26 protein-coding genes and 1 tRNA gene are annotated in these 26110 nt (G+C 51.9%); 20 read left to right on the forward strand and 7 right to left on the reverse strand.

Annotation, left to right across the window (positions count from 1 at the left end):
- Positions 1 to 18 precede the first annotated feature (18 nt).
- From mfd to nagB, 7 genes are all read right to left on the reverse strand, one after another.
- Positions 19 to 3372: a transcription-repair coupling factor gene (gene mfd, locus AWR27_RS20595; RefSeq protein ID WP_077132926.1), complete on the reverse strand. Its 3354-nt coding sequence runs from the start codon at positions 3370 to 3372 to the stop codon at positions 19 to 21.
- Between the two features lie 155 nt (positions 3373 to 3527).
- Entirely contained in the window at positions 3528 to 3977 is a 450-nt protein-coding gene (locus tag AWR27_RS20600) for a barstar family protein (RefSeq protein WP_077132927.1), read from the reverse strand.
- 193 nt (positions 3978 to 4170) lie between these two features.
- Positions 4171 to 4467, reverse strand: coding sequence for a muconolactone Delta-isomerase family protein (locus AWR27_RS20605; RefSeq protein ID WP_077132928.1), 297 nt, complete (start codon positions 4465 to 4467; stop codon positions 4171 to 4173).
- A 38-nt stretch (positions 4468 to 4505) separates the two neighbouring features.
- Entirely contained in the window at positions 4506 to 5138 is a 633-nt protein-coding gene (locus AWR27_RS20610) for an alpha/beta hydrolase (protein ID WP_077132929.1), read from the reverse strand.
- Positions 5139 to 6080 (reverse strand): ring-cleaving dioxygenase, encoded by a 942-nt coding sequence (locus AWR27_RS20615; protein ID WP_077132930.1) that lies wholly within the window; start codon positions 6078 to 6080, stop codon positions 5139 to 5141. It abuts the gene before it with no gap.
- 120 nt (positions 6081 to 6200) lie between these two features.
- The gene (locus AWR27_RS20620; protein WP_077134114.1) at positions 6201 to 6977 is read right to left on the reverse strand and encodes a hypothetical protein; all 777 of its coding nucleotides are present in this window, start codon (positions 6975 to 6977) and stop codon (positions 6201 to 6203) included.
- Between the two features lie 161 nt (positions 6978 to 7138).
- Positions 7139 to 9136, reverse strand: a complete 1998-nt coding sequence (gene nagB / locus AWR27_RS20625) for a glucosamine-6-phosphate deaminase (protein WP_077132931.1) — start codon at positions 9134 to 9136, stop codon at positions 7139 to 7141.
- Between the two features lie 272 nt (positions 9137 to 9408).
- On the opposite strand from nagB, the gene AWR27_RS20630 reads away from it, so the two are divergent.
- The 20 genes from AWR27_RS20630 to AWR27_RS20725 all read left to right on the forward strand — a co-directional run bounded on the left by AWR27_RS20630 (position 9409) and on the right by AWR27_RS20725 (position 26104).
- A complete protein-coding gene (locus tag AWR27_RS20630) occupies positions 9409 to 9858 on the forward strand; it encodes a DUF2141 domain-containing protein (protein ID WP_077132932.1) in 450 nt (149 codons plus the stop codon).
- 95 nt (positions 9859 to 9953) lie between these two features.
- Positions 9954 to 10709 carry a M48 family metallopeptidase gene (locus tag AWR27_RS20635; protein WP_077132933.1) on the forward strand — a complete coding sequence of 252 codons (756 nt, stop codon included), beginning with the start codon at positions 9954 to 9956 and terminating at the stop codon, positions 10707 to 10709.
- Positions 10710 to 10895: 186 nt separating this feature from the next.
- Positions 10896 to 11762: an SDR family oxidoreductase gene (locus AWR27_RS20640; RefSeq protein ID WP_077132934.1), complete on the forward strand. Its 867-nt coding sequence runs from the start codon at positions 10896 to 10898 to the stop codon at positions 11760 to 11762.
- Positions 11763 to 11765: 3 nt separating this feature from the next.
- On the forward strand, positions 11766 to 12305 hold the full coding sequence (locus AWR27_RS20645; RefSeq protein WP_077132935.1) for a gluconate 2-dehydrogenase subunit 3 family protein: 540 nt from the start codon (positions 11766 to 11768) through the stop codon (positions 12303 to 12305).
- An 11-nt stretch (positions 12306 to 12316) separates the two neighbouring features.
- Positions 12317 to 13864, forward strand: coding sequence for a GMC family oxidoreductase (locus AWR27_RS20650; RefSeq protein WP_077132936.1), 1548 nt, complete (start codon positions 12317 to 12319; stop codon positions 13862 to 13864).
- 79 nt (positions 13865 to 13943) lie between these two features.
- On the forward strand, positions 13944 to 15275 hold the full coding sequence (locus AWR27_RS20655) for a family 1 glycosylhydrolase (protein ID WP_077132937.1): 1332 nt from the start codon (positions 13944 to 13946) through the stop codon (positions 15273 to 15275).
- Positions 15272 to 16060 carry an alpha/beta fold hydrolase gene (locus tag AWR27_RS20660; RefSeq protein ID WP_232325887.1) on the forward strand — a complete coding sequence of 263 codons (789 nt, stop codon included), beginning with the start codon at positions 15272 to 15274 and terminating at the stop codon, positions 16058 to 16060. The genes AWR27_RS20655 and AWR27_RS20660 overlap by 4 nt, the downstream gene beginning before the upstream one ends.
- A 42-nt stretch (positions 16061 to 16102) precedes the next feature.
- Positions 16103 to 16176: transfer RNA gene (locus AWR27_RS20665), tRNA-Pro, on the forward strand.
- A 208-nt stretch (positions 16177 to 16384) separates the two neighbouring features.
- Positions 16385 to 17821, forward strand: a complete 1437-nt coding sequence (locus tag AWR27_RS20670; protein WP_077132939.1) for an anthranilate synthase component I family protein — start codon at positions 16385 to 16387, stop codon at positions 17819 to 17821.
- Entirely contained in the window at positions 17818 to 18384 is a 567-nt protein-coding gene (locus tag AWR27_RS20675) for an anthranilate synthase component II (RefSeq protein WP_077132940.1), read from the forward strand. The genes AWR27_RS20670 and AWR27_RS20675 overlap by 4 nt, the downstream gene beginning before the upstream one ends.
- A 113-nt stretch (positions 18385 to 18497) precedes the next feature.
- Positions 18498 to 19484: an anthranilate phosphoribosyltransferase gene (gene trpD / locus AWR27_RS20680; RefSeq protein WP_077132941.1), complete on the forward strand. Its 987-nt coding sequence runs from the start codon at positions 18498 to 18500 to the stop codon at positions 19482 to 19484.
- 70 nt (positions 19485 to 19554) lie between these two features.
- Entirely contained in the window at positions 19555 to 20364 is an 810-nt protein-coding gene (gene trpC, locus AWR27_RS20685) for an indole-3-glycerol phosphate synthase TrpC (protein ID WP_077132942.1), read from the forward strand.
- Between the two features lie 48 nt (positions 20365 to 20412).
- Positions 20413 to 21057 carry a phosphoribosylanthranilate isomerase gene (locus tag AWR27_RS20690; RefSeq protein ID WP_077132943.1) on the forward strand — a complete coding sequence of 215 codons (645 nt, stop codon included), beginning with the start codon at positions 20413 to 20415 and terminating at the stop codon, positions 21055 to 21057.
- Positions 21058 to 21109: 52 nt separating this feature from the next.
- Positions 21110 to 21328 carry a hypothetical protein gene (locus AWR27_RS20695; RefSeq protein ID WP_077132944.1) on the forward strand — a complete coding sequence of 73 codons (219 nt, stop codon included), beginning with the start codon at positions 21110 to 21112 and terminating at the stop codon, positions 21326 to 21328.
- Positions 21325 to 21717, forward strand: a complete 393-nt coding sequence (locus AWR27_RS20700) for a PIN domain-containing protein (RefSeq protein WP_077132945.1) — start codon at positions 21325 to 21327, stop codon at positions 21715 to 21717. The genes AWR27_RS20695 and AWR27_RS20700 overlap by 4 nt, the downstream gene beginning before the upstream one ends.
- Positions 21718 to 21722: 5 nt before the next feature.
- Positions 21723 to 22922: a tryptophan synthase subunit beta gene (gene trpB / locus AWR27_RS20705; protein WP_077132946.1), complete on the forward strand. Its 1200-nt coding sequence runs from the start codon at positions 21723 to 21725 to the stop codon at positions 22920 to 22922.
- A complete protein-coding gene (trpA, locus tag AWR27_RS20710) occupies positions 22922 to 23707 on the forward strand; it encodes a tryptophan synthase subunit alpha (protein ID WP_077132947.1) in 786 nt (261 codons plus the stop codon). The genes trpB and trpA overlap by 1 nt, the downstream gene beginning before the upstream one ends.
- Positions 23708 to 23746: 39 nt before the next feature.
- Positions 23747 to 24355 (forward strand): bifunctional phosphoribosyl-AMP cyclohydrolase/phosphoribosyl-ATP diphosphatase HisIE, encoded by a 609-nt coding sequence (hisIE, locus tag AWR27_RS20715; RefSeq protein ID WP_077132948.1) that lies wholly within the window; start codon positions 23747 to 23749, stop codon positions 24353 to 24355.
- Positions 24356 to 24399: 44 nt separating this feature from the next.
- Complete coding sequence (locus tag AWR27_RS20720) at positions 24400 to 24735, forward strand: phage holin family protein (protein ID WP_077132949.1); 336 nt, start codon at positions 24400 to 24402, stop codon at positions 24733 to 24735.
- Positions 24736 to 24748: 13 nt separating this feature from the next.
- The gene (locus tag AWR27_RS20725; protein ID WP_077132950.1) at positions 24749 to 26104 is read left to right on the forward strand and encodes a flavin monoamine oxidase family protein; all 1356 of its coding nucleotides are present in this window, start codon (positions 24749 to 24751) and stop codon (positions 26102 to 26104) included.
- Positions 26105 to 26110 lie beyond the last annotated feature (6 nt).

Raw genomic sequence — 26110 nt, forward strand, 5'->3', positions numbered from 1 at the left:
GAGCAAAGAAATAGTTGCTCATTCCGTCATTGCTTTTAGAATTTCGTCCAGTTGTTCAACCGAATGGACATCGGTATGGGTGAAAATAGGTCTCCCTTTAGACTCTTTCAGAGAACATTGGCCGGGATTTTGTTTGATGTACTCAATTACCTTGCCAAATTGTTCGCCCGTAAAGAAAGCGTCATTCCCGTTAGAAACGAAGTAGCCTTTCAGTATAGTATTCTTAAGGGTCAGTTTTTCAAGGTATAACCGCTCTGCTTTCCAGCGAACGTTCACCATCTGAATCAGGTTTTCGACTTCTTCGGGTAGCGGCCCGAAGCGGTCGAGTATTTCCTGCCGAAAGGCCCGTAGTTCCTCTTCAGTCTGAATACTGTCTAAGCGGGTGTATAACGCCAATCGCTCCGAGATATTCTGTACATACCGCTCTGGGATTACAATCGTCAAATCAGTTTCAATGATCGTATCTGGCAGGGCAAGTTTTAAGTCGCCGGGCTTAGTCTCGAACAGATCTTTGAACTCATTTTCGCGAAGTTCCTGTACTGTTTCATCCAGTATCTTGTGATACATCTCGAAACCCAGATCGTTGATGAAGCCGCTTTGCTCGGCTCCAAGGAGATTGCCCGCTCCCCGAATGTCGAGGTCGCGCATTGCTATTTTGAAACCTTCTCCCAAATCCGAAAAGTCTTCAAGGGTTTGCAAACGTTTCCGAGCATCGGCGGTCAGCACGGTTGGCGGGGGTGTCAGTAAATAACAGAACGCCTTGCGATTAGACCGGCCTACCCTACCCCGCATTTGGTGCAGGTCTGACAAGCCGAAGAAGTGCGCGTTGTTGATGAGAATGGTATTGGCATTCGAAATATCCAGACCAGATTCAATAATATTGGTAGATACCAGTACATCGTAATCACCCTCAATAAAGCGCGTCATCGTCCGTTCGAGCTTATCGCCTTCCATTTGTCCGTGTGCCACGCCAATACGGGCATCAGGCACGAGCCGCATGATGAGGTTGCCGATAGATTCGATGTCGTTAACGCGGTTATGCACAAAGAACACCTGCCCTCCGCGTCGGATTTCGTAGCTGATGGCATCGCGGATAACGGCCTCATTAAACGCATGTACTTCGGTCGTAACCGGCTGGCGGTTTGGTGGGGGCGTAGCAATTACCGAGAGGTCGCGTGCGCCCATGAGCGAGAAATGCAGGGTGCGTGGAATAGGCGTGGCCGTGAGCGTAAGTACGTCGACTTCTACCCGCATTTCTTTGAGCCGGTCTTTTGTTTTTACGCCAAACTTCTGCTCTTCGTCAATCACCAGCAATCCTAAATCTTTGAACTTCACATCTTTATTCACGATTCGGTGCGTGCCAATCAGGATGCCGATTTCGCCAGATGCGGTGCCTTTCAGAATCTCTTTTATTTGCGCCGACGAGCGAAAGCGATTGATGTACTCGATCTTAACAGGAAAATCGGCCATTCGCTCTGAGAACGTTTTAAAATGCTGCATGGCGAGAATCGTAGTTGGCACCAGCACAGCTACCTGCTTGTTATCGGTTACGGCCTTAAACGCAGCCCGTATTGCCACTTCTGTTTTGCCAAACCCCACGTCGCCACACACGAGCCGGTCCATCGGGTGCGGACGCTCCATGTCGTCTTTCACGTCGTTGGTCGCTTTTGCCTGATCGGGCGTGTCTTCGTACAGGAACGACGATTCGAGTTCAACCTGTAAAAAGCTGTCGCGGCTGTAGGCGTAGCCGGGGGCAGTTCGGCGTTTGGCGTAGAGCGCAATCAGTTCGCGGGCAATGTCTTTAACCTGTTTGCGAATCCGCGACTTTTTGTTCTCCCACTCCTGCGAACCGAGCTTGTTCATCGTGGGCGGTCCGCCTTCCTTGCCACTGTATTTGGCAATCTTGTGCAGGCTGTGAATGCTCACTAACAGCATGTCGTTATCGCGATAAATCAACCGGATAGCTTCCTGTTCGTTGCCATTGTTATCAACTTTTTCCAAGCCCGCGAACCGCCCGATGCCGTGGTCGACGTGCGTTACATAGTCGCCCGGTTGTAACGTTTTCAGTTCGCGCAGGGTCAACGCTTTCGACTTCGAGAACTTGTCCTGAACGCGGTATTTGTAGAAACGGTCAAAAATCTGATGGTCTGTGAAAACGGCTATCTTCAGCGCATCGTCGAGGAAGCCTTCGCGGATGCCGATGTTCAGCGGCTGGAATTTCACGAAGGGATCTAATTCTTCAAAAATCGTCTGCAACCGGTCGAGTTGCTTGAACGATTCGGCGGCAATTATATTCGTGTACCCCTTCGCCTGCAGATCGCCGAGTGTATCGACCAATCGTTTAAAATCTTTATTGAACGACGGTTGCTGCTTCGACGGGTATTGTTGCCTGCTTTCGGTTTTGAAGTAGAATTTGCGCCCAAACTCTACGGTCCTGAATTTCTTTAGCTCGTTCAAAAATGAACGGCGTGTTTCGAACAATTCACCGGGGTCAGACACAATCTGAATACCGCCACTACCTGCCACTGTTGACTCGAAACGCTGCTCGGCTTTTTCGTAACACTTCTCGATGATATCGAGTGTAAATTCTACGTCTTTTACCCAAACGGTTGTGCCATCGGGAAAAAAATCAAAAAATGGCTCACGGGTTTCCTCAACAAGTTTGGTCTGAATATTGGGGATAACGTTAATGAAATCGACGGCGTCGGTCGAAAGTTGCGTTTCAGGATTGAATTTACGAATGCTTTCAACCTCATCGCCGAACAAATCGATCCGAAATGGGAATTCACTCGCGAAAGAAAACACGTCGATGATACCACCCCGCACCGAAAACTGACCGGCTTCATACACAAAATCGGTCTTCTCGAATTCATAGTTCTGGAGAAGTTCAGCCACAAAATTTGTGTCTAACTTCTCTCCTACCCGAATGGTCAGCGTGTTTGCCTGCAACGAACGCTTATTGATTACTTTTTCGGACAATGCTTCAGGATACGTCACGATAAGCAGTCCGTTTTTTGGTGCCGGATTCAGCTTGTTCAGTACCTCAGCCCGCATCAACACATTGGCATTTTCAATTTCCTCGTATTGGTACGGTTTTTTGTACGACATTGGAAACAGCAGAACTTCCCGACTCAACAAGTTTTGCAAGTCGTTGAAAAAGTAAGCAGCCTCATCGCGGTCGGTTAAAACGTATAGGTGATTACCACCTACCGACTTAAAAACCGACGCAGCCAATAGGGCGTCTAAGCTACCGGACAGACCTTTAATCTGGAGTCGTTGCGGCTCGTCGGCGGTTCGTCGGCCAAACGGTTCGGTCAACAATTTTATAAAGCTTTCATCGGTATATAAACCGAGCAATTCATCGGGTTTCAAGCGAGCGTTCAGGTTGTATGGTCAAACACGAAAAGCCGCTGGAAGGATATTCCAACGGCACGTTAGGGTAACAGCAGGTTTGGCAGATTTGTTGCCAGGAGTTGCAAATACTCCCGGCCTTTTGCACGCAGGTTTCTAACCTCCCTGCAAAAGCTTTATGATGTTATCTGACTAAGCAGTTTGACATCGATTGACTCCTGTTCGAGCAACTGCCTGATGCGCGGACTATCGTCAAAAACGACGATGATTTCTTTGGCGTTATCAAGTTCCTCATCGTTGACCCACTTCCAGTCTTCGGCGGTTGCATCGAGCATGTTCAGCACGCTCAGCAATTTGGCAGGGTCACGTTCTTTGCTGAGCAATTGACCACTATTGGTGATGTATAAAACTATGCGTTCGTCTTCGAGCCAACTCAAGTCGTTGAGGGCGTCGTTCAGTGATTCAAGTGAAAAACCAAAGTCAGGAATTTCCAGCACCTCAGCAATGGCCTCGTAAAATTGCCTTAGCGTCGTTGCTTTTATCCCATCGATATGGGCAATAAATTCCTGGCCAAATTTTTGCTCTAAATCATATTCTGAGTTACTAATCAGGATATTCGGCGTCATAAATTCTCTGTACGATTTAAGTAAACTCCCGACTCTGGCAACTGTTCCACGTGGAACTGATTTTCAGACAGTTACGATATTATGTAACCAGTGAAATCCCGGTTACTACGCGGTTTTTAGCAAAATGCTAAAGCAAACGCCCAACGGTTAGGCGTGAAAAAAGCCCTCAAAAATAAGGGCCTTTCGTGGAAAATCAGTTTAAAGAGAAGAGCGGTATTCGGGCAGCCACCATATTGTGAAACATCAATTCGGTAATCATTGGCGTCATGTATTTAATGAGCGGAAATTCCGAAATTGACGCCATTACCTCCAGCTCCGAATCGGCTTTAAAGATGCACCAGAGCTTTTGCCGATCAACAGAAAGTGAATACGACAACAAAAAACCTCTCTCCATCATCTCCTCCACTTTGAGCCGCTGTGCCGGAATTCGGCTTGCGAAATTCTCGTCCATCACGGCGGGGAGATCAAACTCTACCATGTACTGGCTCATAAGCAATGTTGTTAAAATAGCCGGTGGTGGAGCAGACATTAACGGTCTCCGGCTATCAGCAAATTAACGAAGTTTAGTTCGTCTTCATTGATAGAATGTGGAAAATTTGGATAAAGTTTCGCTGTTACGTTTGCTCCCATTCGGCGTAACGTAGCCTCGGTTTCTAAAACGCGCTCTTTCGGTATGTGCGAATCAGTATCGGAACAGCCCAGAAAAACGGGGGTATTCTCAAACGTTCCTTCATAATTACGGGGCGTTTCATCAGGGCCAATTAGTCCACCGCTCAGGCCGAAAATACCGCCGTATTCCATCGCATTACGAGCTACAAACTCAAGCATCAGGCAAGCTCCCTGCGAGAAACCTAACCAATACATTTGCGAGGGCCTGACGTTGAAATCGGACTGTAAGCGGGCGCGTAAACTTGTTAGCACCTGCAAAGCCGACGACAGGTACGGTTCGTTCTCATTCATGGGCCGTAGAAACGAAAACGGATACCAGGTGTTGCCAGTTGCTTCGGGAGCTACAAAAGCAAAATCCTTGTCCCGAATATGTTCCGATAACGACAAAATATCCCGCGCCGAACTGCCCCGGCCATGCACCAGTATCATAACTTTACCCGCTTCTTCGAGCGGCTTCCCGGCAGTAATAATGTTGTTTGGATTGTGTATCATCTAACGAACAATTAGCTCTGGAAGTGCTTTCTCCAGCGCGGTCCGACGTGCTTCGTACTGAGGAGGTAATTTCAGATTTTTGCCTAACTCGGCCACCGGCTCATCAACCGAGAAGCCTGGCGGGTTGGTAGCAATCTCGAACAGAATACCGCCCGGCTCACGGAAATAAATGCTATGAAAATAGTTTCGGTCCAGAACAGTGGTAGGCTGAAAACCGGCCTCCATCAACTGTTCGCGGATGGCTAACTGAGTCTCATCGGAGTTGGTCGAGAACGCGACGTGGTGAACCGACCCTGCTCCCTGCAATGCCCGCACATCGTTTGGCGACACCTGTACATCAACATAGTTGCCGGGGCCACCTGCACCCGCCTTGAACCGAAATCGTCCCTGCTCCTCTCCTACCAATGTATGCTGCATGGTTTCGGTCAGGAGTTTAACGGTGCGGTCAGGATTGGCTTCATTTAACGTAACCGTGTGAAAACCGCGAATGACGTACTCTGCCGGAATGCGACCAGTATTCCAGCCCATACGTTCATCTTCATCGTTGAAAACAAGTTCAATACCGGCACCGTCGTTGTCGTCAAAACGTAGATACGTTTCCGAAAATCGTTTGTAAGGTCCCGCATACGGAATGCTGCGCTCGTTGAGTCGGTCCATCCAGTATTGCAGCGCATGAGTTGGCACAGAAAAGGCCGTATACGTTAATTGCCCAACACCTTTGCGCCCACGAGGCAATCCACTGCCATACGGGAAGAACGTCAGAATACTGCCCGGCGAACCTGTTTCGTCGCCGTAATAGAGATGGTAAACATCGGGAGCGTCGAAATTAACGGTCTTCTTCACAAGCCGCAGGCCCAGAAGATCAGTATAAAAATCGACATTACGTTGGGTATCACCTGCCAATGTTGTTACATGGTGAAGACCGTTGATGAGTGTTTCCATGGTGCTATAAGTGAATTAGGAACCGTTCTGTTTATTTCGTACAAATGCATTTGATGTATATACATTTAATTTGAGAAAATTGTTTCACAAACGCAGGGGTTCGTCATATTTTTGTGACACTTAATCATCAAACACCCGCGCCAGTTTTTTCTCCAGGTCTGTCTCTAATTTCGCTAAACCTTCGGCATTGGGCAGATACGTGAGGGCGCGGTGGTGACGCAAGTCGAACGGAATATCGCCAACCGATTGCGTAATAGGAATCACAATTTTGCCAAGCGTGTGCGCTACGCCCGTTTCATAAAACACATTTGGGTTGCGGTCTGTGAAATCGGTAATAACGGCATGGCTGGTAAAAATCAGGTCGAAAACATCCTGAATCAGGATACTATTATCCCAAATATCGTCGGCTCGTCGGCAATCGATACCGAGCCGGGAACAAACATTGCGAATGGCCGTGTATGTGCCTGAAAACCGACTCTCGAACGGCATCATAACCGACAGGCGATTTCGTTCGACTACTTTCTCGGGAATTCGGAATACGTCGGGCGCAAAGGTAATGGCGCGGTCGGGCTGGGTGGTGTGTACGGTCGATACAAAGGCGGGCGCAATTAGATCAGAACGTCTAATCGTTGCCTTGCGCAGTTCAACGTATCGCTCGATTTCATAGAGATTGGTATTGCTTTCGCCTATGATTTTCGACAGCACCTGTAAGCTATTACCGTCGTAATCGTCGTCGCGAAAATCTAAACTTCGCAACAAACGCGGATGATCTTCGACCAGTTCGAGGCAGTTGGTCAGGTGAGCAATACGAAACCAATCGGCTTTGGTAAACCGTTCACGAATAAACTCGTGCAAGGCAAACAGGCGGGCCGTTCGCTGTTTTGTTGGACGAAGCATAGAGAAGCTGAAAAAAATGGCGGCAACTTTATGATACAACTATAATATAAAGCGCAAGTATATTCAATTTTTATATTATAATGATTTATTTTTTGGAAAATAATTAGGAACAAAAAAAAGCCATGCACACGTGTGGCATGGCTTTCCTGAAAATTTATTGGTTAAAACCGCCAGCGTACAAAAGCTTCCATTGCTTCATACTCGGCCAGGCCAAGCCGGTTATACAGCCCGGCAGTGGCGCGGTTGCGCTCTTCGGCTCGTTGCCAGAACTCCCGCGAGTCGGTGCCCTGATACACAACCCCATCTTTCTGCGACTGATGCTTGAAAATTCCCAGCCGCTTTTTCATCACCTGATCGGGCGACATTGGCACGGCCATTTCAATTTCGTGAATGTCCCATTCGGCCCAGGCTCCGCGATAGAGCCATACCCAGCAGTCTTTCATGAAGTTTTCCGGGGTCGCGTCCGACTGTTTCAATCGCCGAACGGCTTCCAGTACTGCGTCTAAACAAACTTTGTGCGTACCGTGCGGGTCGGCCAGATCGCCGGCTGCGTAAATCTGGTGCGGCTTGATTTTCTCGATGAGGTCCATCGTTATTCTGACGTCATCTTCACCGAGTGGTTTTTTCTCGACTTTACCCGTTTCGTAGAACGGCAGATTCATGAAATGCGCCTGCTCAACGGGTATGCCCACAAATCGGCAAGTCGACTTTGCTTCGCCCATCCGAATCAGGCCCTTCACATAGCGCACCTCGGCAGTGTCCATTTCAGAGTCCTTTTTCTCGCGCAGATAGGCAGCCGCATCGTTGAAAATCCGGGTAGCTTCGGGGCTTTCAATGCCGAATCGGGTATTGAAATCAACCACGTAATCAGCAAAGCGCAGGGCTTCGTCGTCGGCCACGGCAATGTTACCGGAAGTCTGGTAGCCTACGTGAACCTCGTGTCCCTGATCGACCAACCGTTGGAAGGTACCGCCCATCGAGATGATGTCATCGTCAGGGTGTGGGCTGAAAATCAGGCAGCGTTTTCGGGCGGGTAAAGCACGCTCGGGCCGATTGGTGTCATCGGCGTTGGGTTTGCCCCCTGGCCAGCCTGTAATGGTATGTTGCAGTTGATTGAAAACGTCGATGTTAATATCATACGACTGCCCGTACTGCGCCAGCAGGTCGCTCATCCCGTTGTCATTATAATCGCGGTCGGTCAGTTTCAGAATCGGTTTGCCCAGCGTCAGCGACAAGTGCGTGACGGCCTTCTTCTTCATCTTATTATCCCATACCACCGAATCGACCAACCACGGCGTTTTCATGCGGGTCAGTTCTGAGGCAGCCGCTTCGTCGATTACGAACAGCGCGTTCGGGTGCGTTTGGAGGTACGACGCCGGGTTTTGCTCGGTCACGGTGCCTTCTACGGCTCCACGAATAACGGGGGCTTTGCGTTCGCCCCAGGCCAGCAGCACCACGCGTCGGGCACTGAGAATACTGGCAACGCCCATTGTGATGGCTTTGCGGGGGGTTTTGGGCAACCCACCAAAATCGTTCGATGCAGCCGCCCGCGTCGAGTTATCGAGCATCATCAGGCGGGTGTGCGAGTTGATAAGCGACCCTGGCTCGTTGAACCCGATGTGGCCATTACCACCAATACCGAGCAACTGAAAATCAAGTCCGCCAGCGGCTTCAATTTGAGCTTCGTATTGTTTGGAGAATTCGCCCACTTTATCGGTACGAATCGTACCGTCGGGAACGTGGTAGTTACCGGCTGGAATATCAACGTGATCGAATAACTGTTCACGCATGAACCGCCAATAACTCTGCAAGGAATCGGGTTCCATCGGATAGTATTCATCCAGATTGAACGTAACCACATTGCGGAAGCTCAGCCCTTCTTCGCGGTGCATCCGAATCAGTTCGGCATAAACCGTTTTGGGCGATGAGCCAGTTGCTAATCCCAGCACACAGGGTTTGCCTTCACGTTGCTTCTGGCGAATGAGGTCGGCAATTTCCTCGGCAACAGCCCGGCTGGCTGCTTTAGCGTCGGCGTAAATGTGTGTCGGAATTTTTTCATACGTGATGGCCGATTGTAGGGGGCCACCGCCGGGGGTAGTGGGCAGCACAGACGAAGGTTGTCCGTCTGGATTGTCGAGTACTGGAGACTCCGTAATCATATGCTCTGCGGAGAAATGGTAAGACGCTGCAAAGTACGGCACTTATCGGTTACGGGGGATTACGGAACCGTGAAAAAACCAGAGAAATGCAACAATTTGGGTTGCCGAATATCCCGCCCCGCTTTCCATTCGCCCCTGTATTTGCAGTTTACCCCGAAATGATGCAGTTCATCCCTTCAATTTGCAGGAGGTGGTTTTGGGCAGTTAGGTTTGCATCGTTGGTCGACACAAACGGCTGACGTCAACACGAACCAGTCAAAATCAAACACATCATGAAAACGCTCGTAAATCTCATTGCTGTTGCTTTTTTCTTCGCCAGTTCATTTGCTTTCGGTCAAACGACCAGTTCAACCGTTACCGGCAAGACCTACACGCTGACGGTTGTGATTCCCGGCTTTGACCACCGCAACGGTAATCTGCGCGTAGGCATCGCCAACAGCGAACAAACATTTAGTGGCGAATCATTTAAATCGCAGGTCGTGGCAGTACCAGCGTCGGGTGGGGCGAAGGTCACGTTTGAGGGCCTTCCTGCCGGGCGGTATGCCGTGCGTATGATGCAGGATTTGAATGGTAATAACCAGATGGACTATAATGGATCAATGCCTACTGAGCCGTTTGGTTTCTCGAACATTACCATGCTGATGGGGCCACCCAGCTTCGGCCAAAGCGCGTTCGACCTCAACGAAAATAAGACAATTGAAGTCAGTCTGATGGAGATGTAGTCTGCGTTCTCAATAAACCTTTTTGGGGGTTTCATAGTCAATAGGTTTGATGGATTTGCTATTTGTGGCCCATCCTTATCCAACCAACTATGACTATGAAACGCATCGCGAGCATACTGTTTATTCTGTGCGGGATGTCCACGCTAACCACCGCCCAGATTGACCCCCGGCTGATTCAGGCCGGTATCGACGCCATTAGTTCGATAACAATAACCGACAAACAGATAGCCGAGTATTCGCGGCAGGCCGTTCGGCAAATGGACGCCAAATACCCTGTAGCCGGGCCAAACGACCCTTACACACAACGCCTGAACCGGATTGTGGCCCGGCACCGGAACGTGGGTGGTATCCCAATCAATTACAAGGTTTATAACGTAAAAGACGTTAATGCCTTCGCTACCGCCGATGGCAGCGTTCGGGTGTTTAAAGGGCTGATGGACTTGATGACCGATGCTGAGATTTTGTCGGTTATTGGGCATGAAATTGGTCACGTAGCCAACAAAGACTCGCGTGATGCCATGAAAGCGGCCTTGCGTCGGTCGGCCATTCGGAATGGGCTGGCGTCGCGGTCGGGGGCTGTGGGTGAGTTGGCCCGGTCGCAGATTGGCGCAGCAGCCGACTACTTCGCCGGGGCCAAATTCAGCCGCGATCAGGAAACCGAAGCCGACGATTATAGCTATGCTTTCCTGAAACGCTACGGCTATCCTGTCATACCACTGGCAACGGCGTTTGAAAAACTATCCAAACAGGGCGGAGGCAACGTTCCGGCGTTTCTCTCGACCCACCCCGACAGCCGCACCCGCGCCCAGCGTATTCGCGAACGCGCCCGGCGCGATGGTCTGGCCCGGTGAGATGGAACGCGGATTTAACGGATGGGACAGATCAACACGGATTTTTTACTGGTGCTGACAGCATTTTTTATCCGTATAAATCCGTGCCATCCGTTAAATCCGTGTTCCATCCCTAACAAAATCTCAGCACAGCCGGTTGTTTCCTCGTGCGTCAATTTCATGCGCACGTTTGCTACTCAACGCTTTATGGAAACAACCGAATTTCGGCCCCAATCGGAAGAGATTCCGGGCCAGAAACTCCCCTACCCCGCCCGGCAGTCGGACATGAACCCCGCGCCCGACTCCGACCTCTCGAACTATAAACCAGCAGGTAAACTTACCGATCAGGTCGCCATTATTACCGGTGCCGACTCCGGTATTGGTCGCGCCGTGGCTATTGCGTTTGCGATGGAAGGGGCCAACGTGGCTATCGTGTACAACGAAAATACCGACGATGCCAAATACACGCAACGGCTGGTAGAAAGCAAAGGTCGCCCATGCCTGGTTATCCAAACCGACCTTCGGCAGAAAGCTAACTGCGAATCCGCCGTTCGGCAAACGGTTGAGCGGTTTGGTAAGCTGAATATTCTGGTCAACAATGCCGCCTACCAGATGGCACAGCAAAACGTAGAAGATATTTCGGAAGAACAGCTCCGGCGAACGTTTGATACCAATATTCTGGCGTATTTCTTCATGGCGCAGGCCGCCTTGCCCCATCTGCATGAGAACGACGCTATTGTGAACACAGGTAGCATCGTGGGTATAGTGGGCAACCCAATTCTGGTAGACTACTGTGCTACGAAGGGAGCCATTCATGCCTTCACCAAATCGTTGGCAATACAGTTGGGCGAACGCAAAATACGCGTTAACTGTGTAGCCCCCGGCCCCGTCTGGACGCCCAACATTCCCGGCACCATGCCCAAAGACGAAGTCGAAAATTTTGGTCATGAAGTAGCACTTGCCCGACCCGGCCAACCCGAAGAACTGGCACCGGCTTATGTGCTGCTGGCATCGTCGGATGGTAGTTTCATGACGGGTAGTATTGTTGAAGTCACGGGTGGAAAGCTGGGCTGATCCATGACCGACATTCGCGCCATTCTCCAGACTGACCTCGTTACCGAACCTACCCGGCATGTTCTGACCGAGCGGTTAAACGCACCCCGGCGACAGCCTGCGTTTTTTACGGCAGATGAATTCGCGCTGCTTCGGGCCATTTGTGACCGGCTGATTCCGCAGGACGACCGGTCTGATGCTGAGCGCGTCGACATTGCCGGTGGCATAGATGAGCGGTTGACCGAAAACAAATCGAACGGCTGGCGTTACGACGAGATGCCCCCCGACCGCGATGCCTACCAACTGGGTCTGCGCGGTATCAACCAAAGCGCGGAATTAGTATTCGGTAAGCCATTTGTAGCGCTGTCAACGGAGCAGCAAGACAGTGTGCTGAAAGCAGTTCAGGCATTGGACTCGCCCGATAGCGCGTGGCAAACGTTACCCGCCGACCGTTTTTTTGAGGAATTACTGGCGGAAGCCGTTGAAAACTACTACAGCCACCCGCTGGCGCAGGCCGAAATCGACTACGTTGGTTTTGCCGATGCGAAGGGCTGGGAACTGTAACGTACACTTATATGACCTACGACGCGGTGGTTATCGGAACGGGAGCCGGAGGTGCTCCCCTATTGGCTCGACTGGCAAAGGCCGGGTTGCGCGTGGTGGCCCTCGAAGCCGGAAAATTCTGGAAGCCAGCGCAGGACTTCGCCACCGACGAACGCGCACAGGACAAGCTGTTCTGGAACGACGAACGATTAACGGCGGGCAACGATGCGCTGGCATTTGGCAACAACAACTCTGGCACGGGCGTAGGCGGATCTACGCTGCATTACACGGCCTACACCCCCCGCGCCCAACCCGACGACCTCCGTATTCGTTCCGAATTTGATGTTGGCGAAGACTGGCCTATCGACTTTACCGATCTCGAACCCTATTACGATGAAGTAGAGCAGTTTCTCGGTGTATCGGGACCATCGCCATACCCGTGGGGACCGGTTCGCAAACGGGGTTACGCACTGGGGCCGTTGCCCGTCAACAAGGCGGGGCGGCTCATGGAACAAGGTTGCCGGACGCTGGGCATACGAACCTCGCCAGCCGCCAATGCAGCGTTATCGGCAAGCTATTATCAGGATGGCGTTGGACATCGGCCCGCGTGTATCAACCGGGGTTTTTGCCAGGCTGGTTGCCGCAACGGTGCCAAAGCCAGTATGGACGTTACGTACATTCCGCTGGCTATGCACTACGGGGCCGAGATTCGCCCGGAATGTTTTGTGACCCAGTTTCGTAGAGACGCTTCGGGCAAAATCAGCGAAGTAATTTACGTGCGAAACGGTCAGGAAGAGCGGTTGCATTGCAAGAACGTATTCCTGTGCGCCGGAGCCATTGAAACGCCCCGGCTCCTGCTCCTGAACGGCATCGCCAACAGCAGCGGGCAGGTAGGCCGCAACCTGATGGCACACACGGCTCTTCAAATCTGGGGCGAATTTGACGACGATATACAGCCATTTAAAGGCATTCCGGGTGCGGTCATATCAGAAGATACGCACCGGCCCGCTCAGCGGTTCGGCGTTCCGACCGACTTTGTTGGAGGCTATCTGCTCCAGTCTATTGGTGTTATGCCGGTTACGTATCTAAGCCAACTGGCACGAGGGCGTGGGCTGTGGGGAGCCGACCTGAAGCGAGCGGCTGCGGCCTACAATCATGTGGCGGGTATAAACATTCTGGGCGATTGCCTGCCCTACGCCCACAACTACATCGAACTGTCGGACGAGAAAGACAGCCGTGGGCTTCCGAAGCCGCGCGTTTACTTTTCCAATGGCGAAAATGAAGAACGTATGACTGCCCATGCCGATCAGATTATGCGGCAAATCTGGGAGGCTGCCGGAGCCAGAAACGTGTGGGCATTTCCGCGCAATGCGCATGTAATTGGCACCTGCCGCATGGGCCACGATCCCGATACGTCGGTGGTAAACGCCGATGGACGGGCGCACGATATTCCGAATCTGTACATCAGCGATAATTCAACGTTTCCGAGTGCGCTCAGTGTAAACCCTGCCCTAACCATCATGGCACTGGCCCTGCGAACAGCAGACAAATTTTTAATGAGTGAAAGAGCGAAAGAGTGAAAGAGTGGCGGTCGTGGCACACTGCTTGCGTCAACCACTCTTTCATTTTTCACTCTTCCACTCTTTCACTCTTTCGCTTATGACTTTTCTCTCTCATATCAAACGCCATTTTGGCGACGGCAATTACGACGGCGATCAGTTTGGCGGAGCCGGTGGGCATAACGGCAGCGGCCTGCCAACCAGTAATGCAGGCAACTTTATGTTTGCAACAGGCATCGAGTGTTCGTATCCGACCATTCAGAACGGCACCGTTCGGCGCGACCAACTGCGCGAGTGCGGCCATTACGACCGCTACAAAGAAGATTTGGGATTAGTGAAAGAAATGGGTCTGAAGGTTCTGCGATACGGGTTGCCGTATTATAGCATCCATAAAAGCCCCGGTAAATTCGACTGGGAATTTGCAGACCTGGCGATGGCCGAAATCAAGCGGCTCGGCATCACGCCCATTCTCGACCTGCTACACTTCGGCGTACCCGACTGGATCGGCAATTTTCAGAATCCTGAACTGCCCGTTCATTTTGCAGACTTCTGCGAAGCCGTAGCCAAACGCTATCCGTGGGTGCGCTACTATACGCCCGTCAACGAAATCTACGTTACGGCCCGCATCAGCGGTAAAGATGGCGTCTGGAACGAGCAGTTAAAGACCGACAAAGGCTTCATAACGGCTCTTAAACACTGTGTGGCGGCCAGTATCATGGGCAATCAGCAAATTGCCAAACACCGCAACGACTGCGTGATTGTGCAAAGCGAAAGTGCCGAATATATCCACGAACTCTGCGCCACGCCCTCTGCCGAAACCACCCTCAATAACGAACTTCGGTTTCTCTCGCTCGATCTGCTCTACGCCAATCCGCCCTCTTCGACCGTGGCGATGTATATGATGGACAACGGCCTGACCCGCGCCGAATATGATTGGTTTATGGCCGGAAAACCGCCGGGCTATCAAATCATGGGCAACGATTATTATGGCCGGAACGAGCGAATCAAACTACCCGATGGACGCATCGAAACGTCGATGGACGTGCTGGGCTGGTATGAAATTACCCGCGATTATTACGAACGCTACCACATGCCTGTGATGCACACCGAAACCAACGTATTCGAGGCCGATCAGGCACCGGTATGGCTGTATAAACAGTGGGTTAGCATTTTGCGGATGCGTCGGGATGGTGTGCCCGTGCTGGGTTTTACGTGGTACAGCCTGATCGATCAGATCGACTGGGACATTCAACTGGCCGAGGTCAAAAACCACGTCAACGAATGCGGTTTGTTCGACCTCGACCGTAAGCCCCGCCCCGTTGCGCAGGCATACAAAGATATTCTGAAAGAATTCGGCCAGATTACCATTGTTCCTTACGGCGAAATGCTCGAAATGACCGACCAGCCCGCCCGATTGAAAGTGAATGTATGATGCGAATCCTCATCAACGAAACCAACCTCAACATTCACGAAACCGGCAGCGGCTCTCCGACATTGGTATTCATGCACTACTTCGGCGGTTCGGGGCTGGAGTGGCAATCGGTCATGAACCAGCTTTCGGACCGCTACCGCTGTATAGCTATCGACCTGCCCGGCCACGGCGATTCAGACGAATCGGTGCCGGGATATGCCGTCGATACCGTAGCCGAGATGGTCGCGGCTTTAGCCGAAACGCTTCAAACCGGCCCGTTTGTCTTGATCGGTCATTCGATGAGTGGCAAAATAGCGATGGCGGTAGCCGCCGGAACACCAGATCGGCCAGCTCCGCCCAATCTGAAAGCTCTCGTGCTGGTTTCGCCCTCGCCACCCGTGCCTGAACCTATTCCCGACACGGAGCGCGAAAAACTCCTGAACGGCTACGGCAGTTTGCCAGAAGCGCGTAAACGGCTCAAAAACATAACGGCAAAGCCTATTTCCGATAGCGTACAAAACCAGATTGTTGCCGACGACCTGCGCACGGCCCGGTCGGCCTGGGATGCCTGGCTGTTGCACGGTAGCCGCGAGACTATTTCCGAACGCATGGCCGACATCACGATTCCGATACACATTATAGTTGGCTCCGACGACCGCGCTTTACCCCCCGACGTACAGCCAAAACTGGTTTTGCCTTACCTAAGAACCGCTACGCTCGACCTACTTAACGGAGCCGGACACCTGCTGCCGTGGGAGGTTCCTGACGAACTGGCGGCATTCATCGCAAAAAAAGTTACGGCATAACGTTTACGAAAGTCCACAATGCCATTATCTTTGCAACCCATTCGGGGTGTAGCGCAGCCTGGTAGCGCGCTACGTTCGGGACGTAGAGGTCGTGGGTTCGAATCCCGCCACCCCGACTTTTTCAGTGAACAGCTATCAACGAGCAGTTGACAAGATAGAAAAAAGCAACTATGATACGTGTAAGCAACATTTGGTGGTGGCACTCTTCCTATCCGGGATGAAGGTTGCCGCTATGTGTTTACACCAACACAATTTTACAAGGCTCACCGTCATCCCGGTGAGCCTTATTTTTTGTCCGATTTTCCAGCCTGAAAAAAGCGCAACATGACTACTTCCCAACCCCTTACCTCCTACCGTGTCACAACCCGACACAAGCGGATGCTGGCCGACATCATCACGCCGGTGAGCATCTACCTGCGCCTGCGCGACCGTTTTCTGAACAGTATCCTGCTCGAAAGCTCCGACTATCACGGAAACGACAACAGTTTTTCGTACCTCGCCTTCGACCCTGTTGCCCGGTTTTCGTATAATCAGAATCGGCTAACAGTGCAATTACCCGGCGAAGCTGAACAGAGCCGCACGGTGCAGCCACAGGAGATGCTGGTGGCTTTGCAGGCATTTAAAGATAGTTTTCAGCACGAAAAACCGGCGTTTTCCTTTATTACAAACGGCCTGTTCGGTTACTTCGGCTATCCTGCCGTGCAGAGTTTTGAAGACATTCAACTGAATGCGCCCGTTCCGACCGAAAACCAGATTCCAGCGGCAGTATTCACGGTTTATCGGTATGTTATCGCTATCAACCATTTCAAAGACGAACTGCACCTGTTTGAACACAGCTACCTCCGCAATGGCGACGTTGAACCGGAAAGTACGCTGAACGGCATTGCCGACCTGATTACGGGCCGGAACTACCCCACGTACTCGTTCAGCGTGGCCGGACAGGAGCAGTCGAACTTTACCGACGATGAGTACCGGGCTGTGATTCAGCGCGGTAAAGACCACTGTCAGCGGGGCGACGTGTTCCAGATTGTGTTGTCGCGGAGGTTCGAGATGCCGTTTGCGGGCGATGAGTTCAACGTGTATCGGGCATTGCGGTCGCTGAATCCATCGCCCTATTTGTTTTATTTCGACTACGGAAGCTACAAATTGTTCGGCTCCTCGCCCGAATCGCAAATCGTGGTTAAAAACCGACAAGCGACGATCTACCCCATTGCCGGAACCTTCCGACGCACCGGCGACGACGCCCGCGATGCTGAATTGGCGCAGAAGCTTTACGATGACCCTAAAGAATCAGCCGAACACGTCATGCTCGTGGATTTGGCCCGCAACGATTTGAGCCGCAACTGCGACGTAGTAAACGTGGAAACGTTTAAGGAAATCCAGTACTATTCGCACGTTATTCACCTCGTTTCCAAAGTGGTTGGTCAGCTTAGGGAAACCGCCGATCCGCTGCAAATTGTGGCCGAAACCTTCCCGGCGGGTACGCTGTCGGGCGCACCAAAACACATGGCAATGCAGTTGATTGACCGGTATGAGAGCCTGAGCCGGTCGTTTTATTCGGGCAGCATCGGCTACATGGGCTTCGACGGCGAGTTTAACCACGCGATCATGATTCGCACCTTTATGAGCAAAGACAATACACTGTATTATCAGGCTGGTGCGGGAATTGTTGCCAAGTCGGTCGTGGAAAGTGAATTACAGGAAGTACACAACAAATTAGCCGCCCTGCGGATGGCAATTGAGCAGGCAAAAACGATATGAAACTTCTCGTCTTAGACAACTACGATTCATTCACCTACAACCTCGTGTACATTCTGCGCGAGCTGGGGCATCGGCCCGACGTGATTCGGAATAATAAACTGACCGTTGAGCAGGCCGGGCAATACGACAAAATCATGCTGTCGCCGGGGCCGGGCATTCCGTCAGAAGCCGGTATTATGCAGGATTTAGTTCGTGAGTATGGCCCATCGAAAAGCATTCTGGGCATTTGTCTTGGTCATCAGGGCATCGGCGAGGTATATGGCGCATCGCTCGAAAACCTCGGCGACGTACTGCACGGCGTGGCGCACCCTGCCACCGTCACCGACTCGACCGACCCGCTTTTCGCCAACATGCCAACGGAACTGATTGTAGGCCGTTACCACTCCTGGACGGTAATTCCTGACTCCATGCCCGCCGACCTGCGCATCACAGCCGTTGACGAAGCGGGCCGCGTAATGGCCCTCGCCCACACCCGCTACAACGTGCGCGGCCTGCAATTCCACCCCGAATCAGTATTGACACAGCACGGAGTTAAAATGATTCAGAATTGGATAGCCATGTAAAGACGCAAGATTTTGCGTCTCCACTACCGGATGGTTTTTGCTGCTGCACATAAAGACGCAAAATCTTGTCATAAAGACGCAAAATCTTGCGTCTCTACACAAATACAAACAATATGAAAGCAATCCTCAACCACCTTTTCGAGTACAAAACGCTCTCCAAAGAACAGGCCCGGCAAACGCTGACCGGCATTGGGCGGGGCGAGTACAATACGGCGCAGATTGCGTCGTTTCTGACCGTCTACATGATGCGCAGCCTGCGCGTAGAAGAACTCGAGGGCTTCCGCGACGCCATGCTCGAACTCTGTTTGCCGGTCGATCTGAATGCTTATGATCCGATGGACCTTTGCGGAACCGGGGGCGATGGCAAAGATACCTTCAACATGTCGACGCTCTCGGCCTTCGTTGTGGCCGGAGCCGGGCAGCGGGTAGCCAAACACGGCAATCATGGCGTATCGTCGCTTGTGGGGTCTTCGACCGTGATGGAGCGGCTTGGCTACACATTCACCAATGACACGGGCGAGTTGCAGCGAAAGATTGAAACGGCGGGCATCTGCTTTCTGCACGCGCCCCTGTTCCATCCGGCCATGAAGAACGTTGCTCCGATTCGGAAAGACCTCGGCGTGAAAACGTTTTTCAATGTGCTCGGCCCAATGGTAAACCCTGCAAAACCCCGAAAACAGCTTGTAGGGGTGTATAGTCTTGAATTGGCTCGACTTTATGCGTACCTTTATCAGCAAACAGACAAGCGGTTTACAATCCTGCACGCACTCGATGGCTACGACGAAATTTCGCTAACGGGCGCATTCAAAGTCATTAGTAACCAGACAGAGCAGGTCTTGGAGCCAGATGATCTGGGAATGAGTACGTTAACGGCTGCTTCGCTGGCAGGTGGCAAAACGCTGGACGAGTCGGCGCAGATTTTTCTCAACGTTCTGAACAACGAGGGAACGACCGCCCAAACGCAGGCCGTTCTGGCAAACTCGGCGATGGCATTGCTTACGGCGGGCAAAGCCAATACCCGCGAAGATGCGGTGCTGATGGCTCGCGAATCGCTTGAGAGTGGCAGGGCAAAAGCCTGTTTTGAAAAATTAATCATGTAACAACGAGCTTTCGCCCGTTGTATTCATAAGTACAAGATTGGCGACGGGCTAAAGCCCACCGCTACGAGTTATGACCATTCTTGACGAGATTATTGCCCAGAAACGACTCGAAGTAGCCCGGCGGCAGGCTGAAACGCCCGCGTCGGTTCTCGAACAGATGCCCGACTTCAAACGGCCTGCCCGCTCCGCACGTGATGCTGTGCAGGATTTTCGGTCAACGGGTATCATTGCCGAGTTTAAACGCCGGTCGCCCTCGAAAGGACTAATCAACGGCTCTGCCGACGTGGCCCAGACCACGCAGGGCTACGTGCGGGCAGGTGCCGCCGTGCTGAGTGTACTGACCGACGAGCCATTTTTTGGCGGAACGCCCGCCGACTTACAGGTGGCCCGCACAGCCAATCCTGATACGCCGATTCTTCGTAAAGATTTCGTGATCGATACCTACCAGCTCCTCGAAGCCAAAGCGTGGGGTGCTGATCTGGTGCTGCTTATTGCCGCCTGCCTGACACCACAGGAAGTGCGCGACCTGAGCGAACAGGCGCAAAACCTTGGGTTGCAGGTGTTGCTCGAAGTACACGACGAAGACGAACTCGACCGCTCGCTGGTGCATACCGTCGATTTGGTGGGTGTGAATAACCGCAATCTGAAAACGTTTGAAACATCTGTCGAAACGTCATTGCGGTTGGTCGAACGCATTCCCGATACGTTTGCCAAAATCACAGAAAGCGGCCTGCACGATGCCCAAACCATGCGAACGCTGTTCCGGGCTGGGTTCGATGGCTTTCTGATTGGCGAAGCATTTATGAAAACGCCTGATCCGGCGGCTGCATTGGCTGCGCTGGTCAACGAATATATAGCCACAAATCCACAACCTGCTTAATCCAGCTAATCACCGGTTTACCCCATACCCATCTAACTCGTTTCTGCTATGAAAATCAAAGTGTGCGGTTTGCGTGATGCCGACAACCTGCGAGAGATTGCCGCCCTTAATCCCGACTTCGTTGGGTTCATTTTCTACGATCAGTCACCGCGCTTTGTGGGTGAATCGCTCGATGAAACAGTTGTAAAGGAGTTGCCCCGCTCGATTCGGAAGGTAGGTGTATTTGTGAACGCCAGCCCGGAATTTATTTTACGGATGGTGAAGAAGTATGACTTTCAGTATGTTCAGCTTCATGGCAACGAAACGCCGGAATATTGCCGGAGCCTGCGTAATCGGGGCATCAGCCTGATTAAAGCGTTTCGGGTCGATGCATCGTTCAACTTCTCGATGCTCAACAACTACAAAGCCCACTGCGACTTTTTTCTGTTCGATGCCAAAGGCGACCAACCCGGCGGCAACGGACACACCTTCGACTGGAGTATTCTGAGCCGGTACGACAACGAAAAGCCATTTTTCATCAGTGGTGGCATTGGTCTGCACAACCTCGATCAACTGAACGCACTGAAAGGTATGAAACTCTACGGCGTTGACGTGAATAGTCAGGTCGAAACCGCGCCGGGCGTGAAAGACGTGGCGCAGGTAAAAGAGTTGATAGCGCGGTTGCGGCCTGTAGAGGAGGAGGAAGAGGTTTAGGGCAACTTTGAACCCTTCTTCTTATGTTATACTCATAAAAACGGCAAAACTGATGGAAACGACGAAGACTGTAGCGGATGAAATTCCGCCCATGAAGAAGGGGCAACTTAATGTTTACAAGCCAAGCGACATCAAACGCTGGGGCGTTGAGCGGTTTCTGGAAGCTACTGCTGTTCATGACCCTTTTTTGTTAGAGTTCCCGGAATTTACAGATGAAGAGAACCGGCGTATGGATGAACTCCTTGCGGAAGGTGATCGAGGTACAGTATGATCTACGACACAAATCTTCTTATTTATCACATTCGAGAACACAGTCTTCCACCAGTCAAAACTGTTATTCCTTTTGTTACTGTAGGTGAGCTGGAAGCTTTTGCCCTGAAAACTGATTGGGGTACTCAGAAGGTAAAATTTATGCGTTACCTGCTGGAACGCTACCCTGTTGCCGATATGGAACGGGACATCGCTTCTGTTTACGCAACCGTTGACGCTTTTAGTCAAGGCAAACTTCAAATAGCACCTCTCGGCACGTCTGCCCGCAACATGGGTAAAAACGACATCTGGATTGCAGCTACCGCAATGTATTTGGATATGGAACTTCATACTACAAACAACGACTTCGACCACTTGCCCACACTGGGATTACGGTTAGTAAAGCATTAACGAATATGCAAACAACTCTTGAACCACAAACCTCTTTCGAGGTCAACGATAACGGTTTCTACGGTCGCTTCGGTGGGGCATTTATTCCTGAGATGCTCTACCCAAACGTCGAAGAATTGCGGCAGAATTACCGCCAAATTATAGACGATCCGGCGTTTCAGGCCGAGTTCTGGCAGTTGCTCGAAGACTACGTTGGGCGGCCAACGCCTTTGTTTCATGCCAAGCGGTTGTCGGCGCAGGTTGGTGCAACGGTTTATCTGAAACGCGAAGACCTTTGCCACACCGGAGCGCATAAAGTCAACAATACCATTGGGCAGATTTTGGTGGCGCAACGACTTGGTAAAGAGCGTATTGTGGCCGAAACCGGCGCAGGGCAGCACGGCGTGGCTACAGCCACGGTTTGCGCCCTGATGGGGCTGGAATGCATTGTTTACATGGGCGAAATCGACATGGAGCGGCAGAAACCCAACGTCGACCGGATGCGGATGCTCGGCGCGGAAGTGCGCCCGGCTACGTCGGGTAGCAAGACGCTGAAAGATGCTACCAACGAGGCCATGCGCCACTGGATCAACAACCCCGTCGATACGCATTACATCATTGGTTCGGTGGTTGGCCCGCACCCCTACCCCGACATGGTGGCCCGATTCCAGTCGGTTATTTCAGAAGAAATCCGAAAACAGTTATTCGCCAAAACGGGCCGCGAAAATCCTGATTACGTAGTGGCCTGCGTGGGCGGGGGCAGCAATGCCGCTGGTGCATTTTACCACTTCCTGCACGAACCAATGGTCCGGCTGGTAGCTGCCGAAGCTGCCGGACTGGGCGTGTCGTCGGGGCATTCAGCAGCCACCACGGCCCTCGGTAAACCGGGCGTATTGCACGGTAGCCGTACCATTCTGATGCAAACCGAAGATGGACAGGTAACAGAACCTTACAGCATTTCGGCGGGATTAGATTACCCTGGTATCGGCCCGCTCCATGCCCACCTGTTCGACTCGGGTCGGGGCGAGTTCTACGCGATTACCGACGACGAATCCATTCAGGCCGGGTTTAACCTGACCAAACTCGAAGGCATTATTCCGGCTATCGAAACGGCCCACGCACTGGCGGCACTGCCTAAAATGAATCTGCAACCGACAGACGTTGTCGTGGTGTGCCTATCGGGCCGGGGCGATAAAGATCTGGCAACGTATTCAAAGTATCTCTGATGACTATTACCCAAAACCGCATCACCGACCTCTTCGCCCAAAAAAGCGAACGATTGCTGAACGTGTATTTTACGGCTGGCTTTCCGGCCTTAGACGATACGGTACCAATCTTGCGAGGTCTTCAACAGGCGGGTGTCGATCTGGTTGAGATAGGCATGCCCTACTCCGACCCCGTGGCCGATGGTGAGACCATTCAGCAAAGTAACAATCAGGCACTCGAAAACGGTATGAGCCTGAAAACGCTGTTTGCTCAATTAGACGAATGCCGCGACGAAATCAGTCTGCCGATTTTGCTGATGGGATACATAAACCCCGTGCTGCAATATGGCATCGAAGCGTTTTGTCGAAAATGTGCTGAAGTGGGCGTCGATGGAGTGATTTTGCCTGATCTGCCGCTTGATTTATACCTCGCTGAATACGCTGAAACATTCCGCGAATACGGCATCGTGAACGTAAATCTGATTACACCCCAAACCACCGACGCACGCATCCGGCATATCGATGCCGAATCAGACGGGTTTATTTACATGGTGTCGTCGGCCAGTATTACGGGGTCAACTAAAGGCATCAGCGACGGTATGCGGGCTTATTTTGAGCGTGTTGCAGCCATGAACCTGCGCAATCCGCGCCTGATTGGTTTTGGTATCAATGACCACGAAACTTTCGATACAGCCTGCCAATATGCCAGTGGGGCCATTGTTGGCAGCGCGTTTATCCGCCATCTCGCCCATCACGGTCCCGATGCCGACGGTATCCGGGCGTTCGTCCAAACGATTCGGGCGTAGCCTGAGCGATTTCCTTTTGCTGGACGTACCTTTGCTGAAATGAACCGAGAATTGAACTTCGATAAATCGCCCGACGGGTTGATTCCTGCTGTGATTCAGGACGCCGAAACGGGCAAGGTGCTGATGTTGGGCTACATGAACCAGGAGGCTTACGAAAAAACTGTGGCTGAGGGTATCGTTACGTTCTTCAGCCGCAGCAAAAGCCGACTCTGGACAAAAGGTGAAACATCGAATAACTTTCTGCATGTCCGCGAAACGCTTATCGATTGTGATGGCGATACGCTGCTGATTAAAGTTGCGCCCGCCGGGCCAACCTGCCATACGGGCGACGATACTTGTTTTCAGGAAATCAACACAGGTAAGGGTCAGTTTCTCAACTACTTACAGCATATTATCCGCGAACGGAAAGCAAACCCGTCAGAAAAATCATATACAGCATCGTTGTTTGCGAAGGGCGTGAATAAAATTGCGCAGAAAGTTGGCGAAGAGGCTGTGGAGTTAGTTATTGAAGCCAAAGACGACAACGACGACCTGTTTAAAGGCGAAGCCGCCGATTTACTATTCCATTTTCTGGTGCTGCTCGAACAGAAGAATCTGGATTTAGACGACATTGTTGCCGTATTGCAGAGCCGACACGTGAAACAATAGTTTATTTGGTAGGTTTGTCATTCTAAATCTCAAACCACTATCTCATGGGTCTCATCATTCGCATCCTCATCAGTGCTGTAGCCGTCTATGTTGCCAGTAGCTTTATTCCTGGTGTCACCGTAACTGGGGGAATTGGCACGTACCTGATCGTTGCCATCGTACTGGGTTTTTTGAACGCGTTCATCAAACCCGTTTTAACGATTCTGACCATTCCCATTACTATCATTACGCTGGGTCTTTTCCTGCTGGTACTTAACGTATTGATGGTTTACCTGACAGCTTATTTGGTCAGCGGCTTCGCGGTTTCCGGCTTTATTGCCGCGCTGCTGTTCAGTATTGTGGTGTCTGTTGTCACGGCGTTGATCGACGCCATTGTGTAGGGGCGAACCTACCATGAATCCCTCCATTCACTACGATGCCATTGTCGTTGGTGCAGGCTATGCGGGCCTGACCGCCACGCACGAACTGGTCAAAGCCGGAAAAACCGTGCTGCTGCTCGAAGCCCGCGACCGTGTGGGCGGGCGTGTGCATACGCAACACTTCGACGATGGCACTTATGTTGATCTGGGCGCAGCCTGGGTGGGGCCGTCACAGGACCGGCTCTATGCCCTTGCCCACGCTTTTGGCGTTGAAACCTTTAAGACTTACGATTCGGGTCGGAGTACCCAATATTTTAGGGGAAAGGTAAAACGCTACAAAGGGATTATTCCTCCCCTGCCCCTGTTTTCGCTGCTAAGTTTGGATGCTGCCATCAGGCGCATCAACAAACTTTCCAGAACGGTCAACCTCGCCGAGCCGTGGCAAACGCCCAACGCACAGCAATTAGACAACCTGACGCTGGCCGACTGGATGCAGGGACAGATGAGCTATGAAACAGCTCAAACGTTTTTCAACATCGCCGTTGGAGCTATCTGGGCGGCTGATCCCGCTGAGTTTTCACTGCTTCACGCCCTGTTTTATATCCGTTCCGGGCGGGATTTGGAAACGCTCATGAACGTGAAAAACGGAGCACAGCAGGAACGATTCGTGGGCGGAGCGCAGACCATTGCCGACCGAATGGCCGAGACGTTCAGGGACCGAATCGTGTTCAACGCATCTGTTCGGGCCATCTCTCAGCGTGATGATGCCGTACAGGTAATAACCGACTTCGCTACCTATACGGCCAACCGCGTTGTTGTAGCCATTCCGCCCGTCTTGCAGGCTGCCATTCAGTTTGAACCGGCTCTGCCGCTGCAACGGCAGCAACTTATGCAGCAACTACCAATGGGCGCAGTCTGGAAATGCTACGCTATCTATGACCGTCCATTCTGGCGCGAACAGGGGCTAAACGGGCTTGCCGCCACGCCCGACGGACACGTAACGGTCACGTTCGACAACTCACCTAAAGACGGCAGCCGGGGTATTCTGATGGGTTTTGTACTGGGCCAGAAAGCCCGCGAATTTGCTACGCTTTCGGATGATGAACGGCGTAAGTCGGCTATGCATTCATTCACGACGTTTTTCGGCCCACAGGCATCTACCCCGCAACGCTATCTTGATCATTCTTTTCTAAACGAACCCTGGAGTAAGGGGTGCTATGCCGCCGTGCCACAACCCGGTTTCTGGACGAGCGTTGGCCCGGCCCTGCGCCAACCCGTAGGTCGCATTCACTGGGCCGGAACCGAAACATCAGACATCTGGAATGGCTATATCGACGGAGCCGTGCGGTCGGGCGAGCGGGTAGCGCAGGAGCTATTGAGCCGGTCATAAGAAGTT

The organism is Spirosoma montaniterrae (assembly GCF_001988955.1).
Classification (GTDB): Bacteria; Bacteroidota; Bacteroidia; order Cytophagales; family Spirosomataceae; genus Spirosoma; species Spirosoma montaniterrae.

Bases quoted from the DNA above. Each gene is read 5' to 3' on its own strand.
- AWR27_RS20600 (WP_077132927.1), bottom strand. From the start codon at position 3,977: ATGACGCCGAATATCCTGATTAGTAACTCAGAATATGATTTAGAGCAA.
- AWR27_RS20605 (WP_077132928.1), bottom strand. From the start codon at position 4,467: ATGAGCCAGTACATGGTAGAGTTTGATCTCCCCGCCGTGATGGACGAG.
- AWR27_RS20610 (WP_077132929.1), bottom strand. From the start codon at position 5,138: ATGATACACAATCCAAACAACATTATTACTGCCGGGAAGCCGCTCGAA.
- AWR27_RS20615 (WP_077132930.1), bottom strand. From the start codon at position 6,080: ATGGAAACACTCATCAACGGTCTTCACCATGTAACAACATTGGCAGGT.
- AWR27_RS20620 (WP_077134114.1), bottom strand. From the start codon at position 6,977: ATGCTTCGTCCAACAAAACAGCGAACGGCCCGCCTGTTTGCCTTGCAC.
- nagB (WP_077132931.1), bottom strand. From the start codon at position 9,136: ATGATTACGGAGTCTCCAGTACTCGACAATCCAGACGGACAACCTTCG.
- AWR27_RS20630 (WP_077132932.1), top strand. From the start codon at position 9,409: ATGAAAACGCTCGTAAATCTCATTGCTGTTGCTTTTTTCTTCGCCAGT.
- AWR27_RS20635 (WP_077132933.1), top strand. From the start codon at position 9,954: ATGAAACGCATCGCGAGCATACTGTTTATTCTGTGCGGGATGTCCACG.
- AWR27_RS20640 (WP_077132934.1), top strand. From the start codon at position 10,896: ATGGAAACAACCGAATTTCGGCCCCAATCGGAAGAGATTCCGGGCCAG.
- AWR27_RS20645 (WP_077132935.1), top strand. From the start codon at position 11,766: ATGACCGACATTCGCGCCATTCTCCAGACTGACCTCGTTACCGAACCT.
- AWR27_RS20650 (WP_077132936.1), top strand. From the start codon at position 12,317: ATGACCTACGACGCGGTGGTTATCGGAACGGGAGCCGGAGGTGCTCCC.
- AWR27_RS20655 (WP_077132937.1), top strand. From the start codon at position 13,944: ATGACTTTTCTCTCTCATATCAAACGCCATTTTGGCGACGGCAATTAC.
- AWR27_RS20660 (WP_232325887.1), top strand. From the start codon at position 15,272: ATGATGCGAATCCTCATCAACGAAACCAACCTCAACATTCACGAAACC.
- AWR27_RS20670 (WP_077132939.1), top strand. From the start codon at position 16,385: ATGACTACTTCCCAACCCCTTACCTCCTACCGTGTCACAACCCGACAC.
- AWR27_RS20675 (WP_077132940.1), top strand. From the start codon at position 17,818: ATGAAACTTCTCGTCTTAGACAACTACGATTCATTCACCTACAACCTC.
- trpD (WP_077132941.1), top strand. From the start codon at position 18,498: ATGAAAGCAATCCTCAACCACCTTTTCGAGTACAAAACGCTCTCCAAA.
- trpC (WP_077132942.1), top strand. From the start codon at position 19,555: ATGACCATTCTTGACGAGATTATTGCCCAGAAACGACTCGAAGTAGCC.
- AWR27_RS20690 (WP_077132943.1), top strand. From the start codon at position 20,413: ATGAAAATCAAAGTGTGCGGTTTGCGTGATGCCGACAACCTGCGAGAG.
- AWR27_RS20695 (WP_077132944.1), top strand. From the start codon at position 21,110: ATGGAAACGACGAAGACTGTAGCGGATGAAATTCCGCCCATGAAGAAG.
- AWR27_RS20700 (WP_077132945.1), top strand. From the start codon at position 21,325: ATGATCTACGACACAAATCTTCTTATTTATCACATTCGAGAACACAGT.
- trpB (WP_077132946.1), top strand. From the start codon at position 21,723: ATGCAAACAACTCTTGAACCACAAACCTCTTTCGAGGTCAACGATAAC.
- trpA (WP_077132947.1), top strand. From the start codon at position 22,922: ATGACTATTACCCAAAACCGCATCACCGACCTCTTCGCCCAAAAAAGC.
- hisIE (WP_077132948.1), top strand. From the start codon at position 23,747: ATGAACCGAGAATTGAACTTCGATAAATCGCCCGACGGGTTGATTCCT.
- AWR27_RS20720 (WP_077132949.1), top strand. From the start codon at position 24,400: ATGGGTCTCATCATTCGCATCCTCATCAGTGCTGTAGCCGTCTATGTT.
- AWR27_RS20725 (WP_077132950.1), top strand. From the start codon at position 24,749: ATGAATCCCTCCATTCACTACGATGCCATTGTCGTTGGTGCAGGCTAT.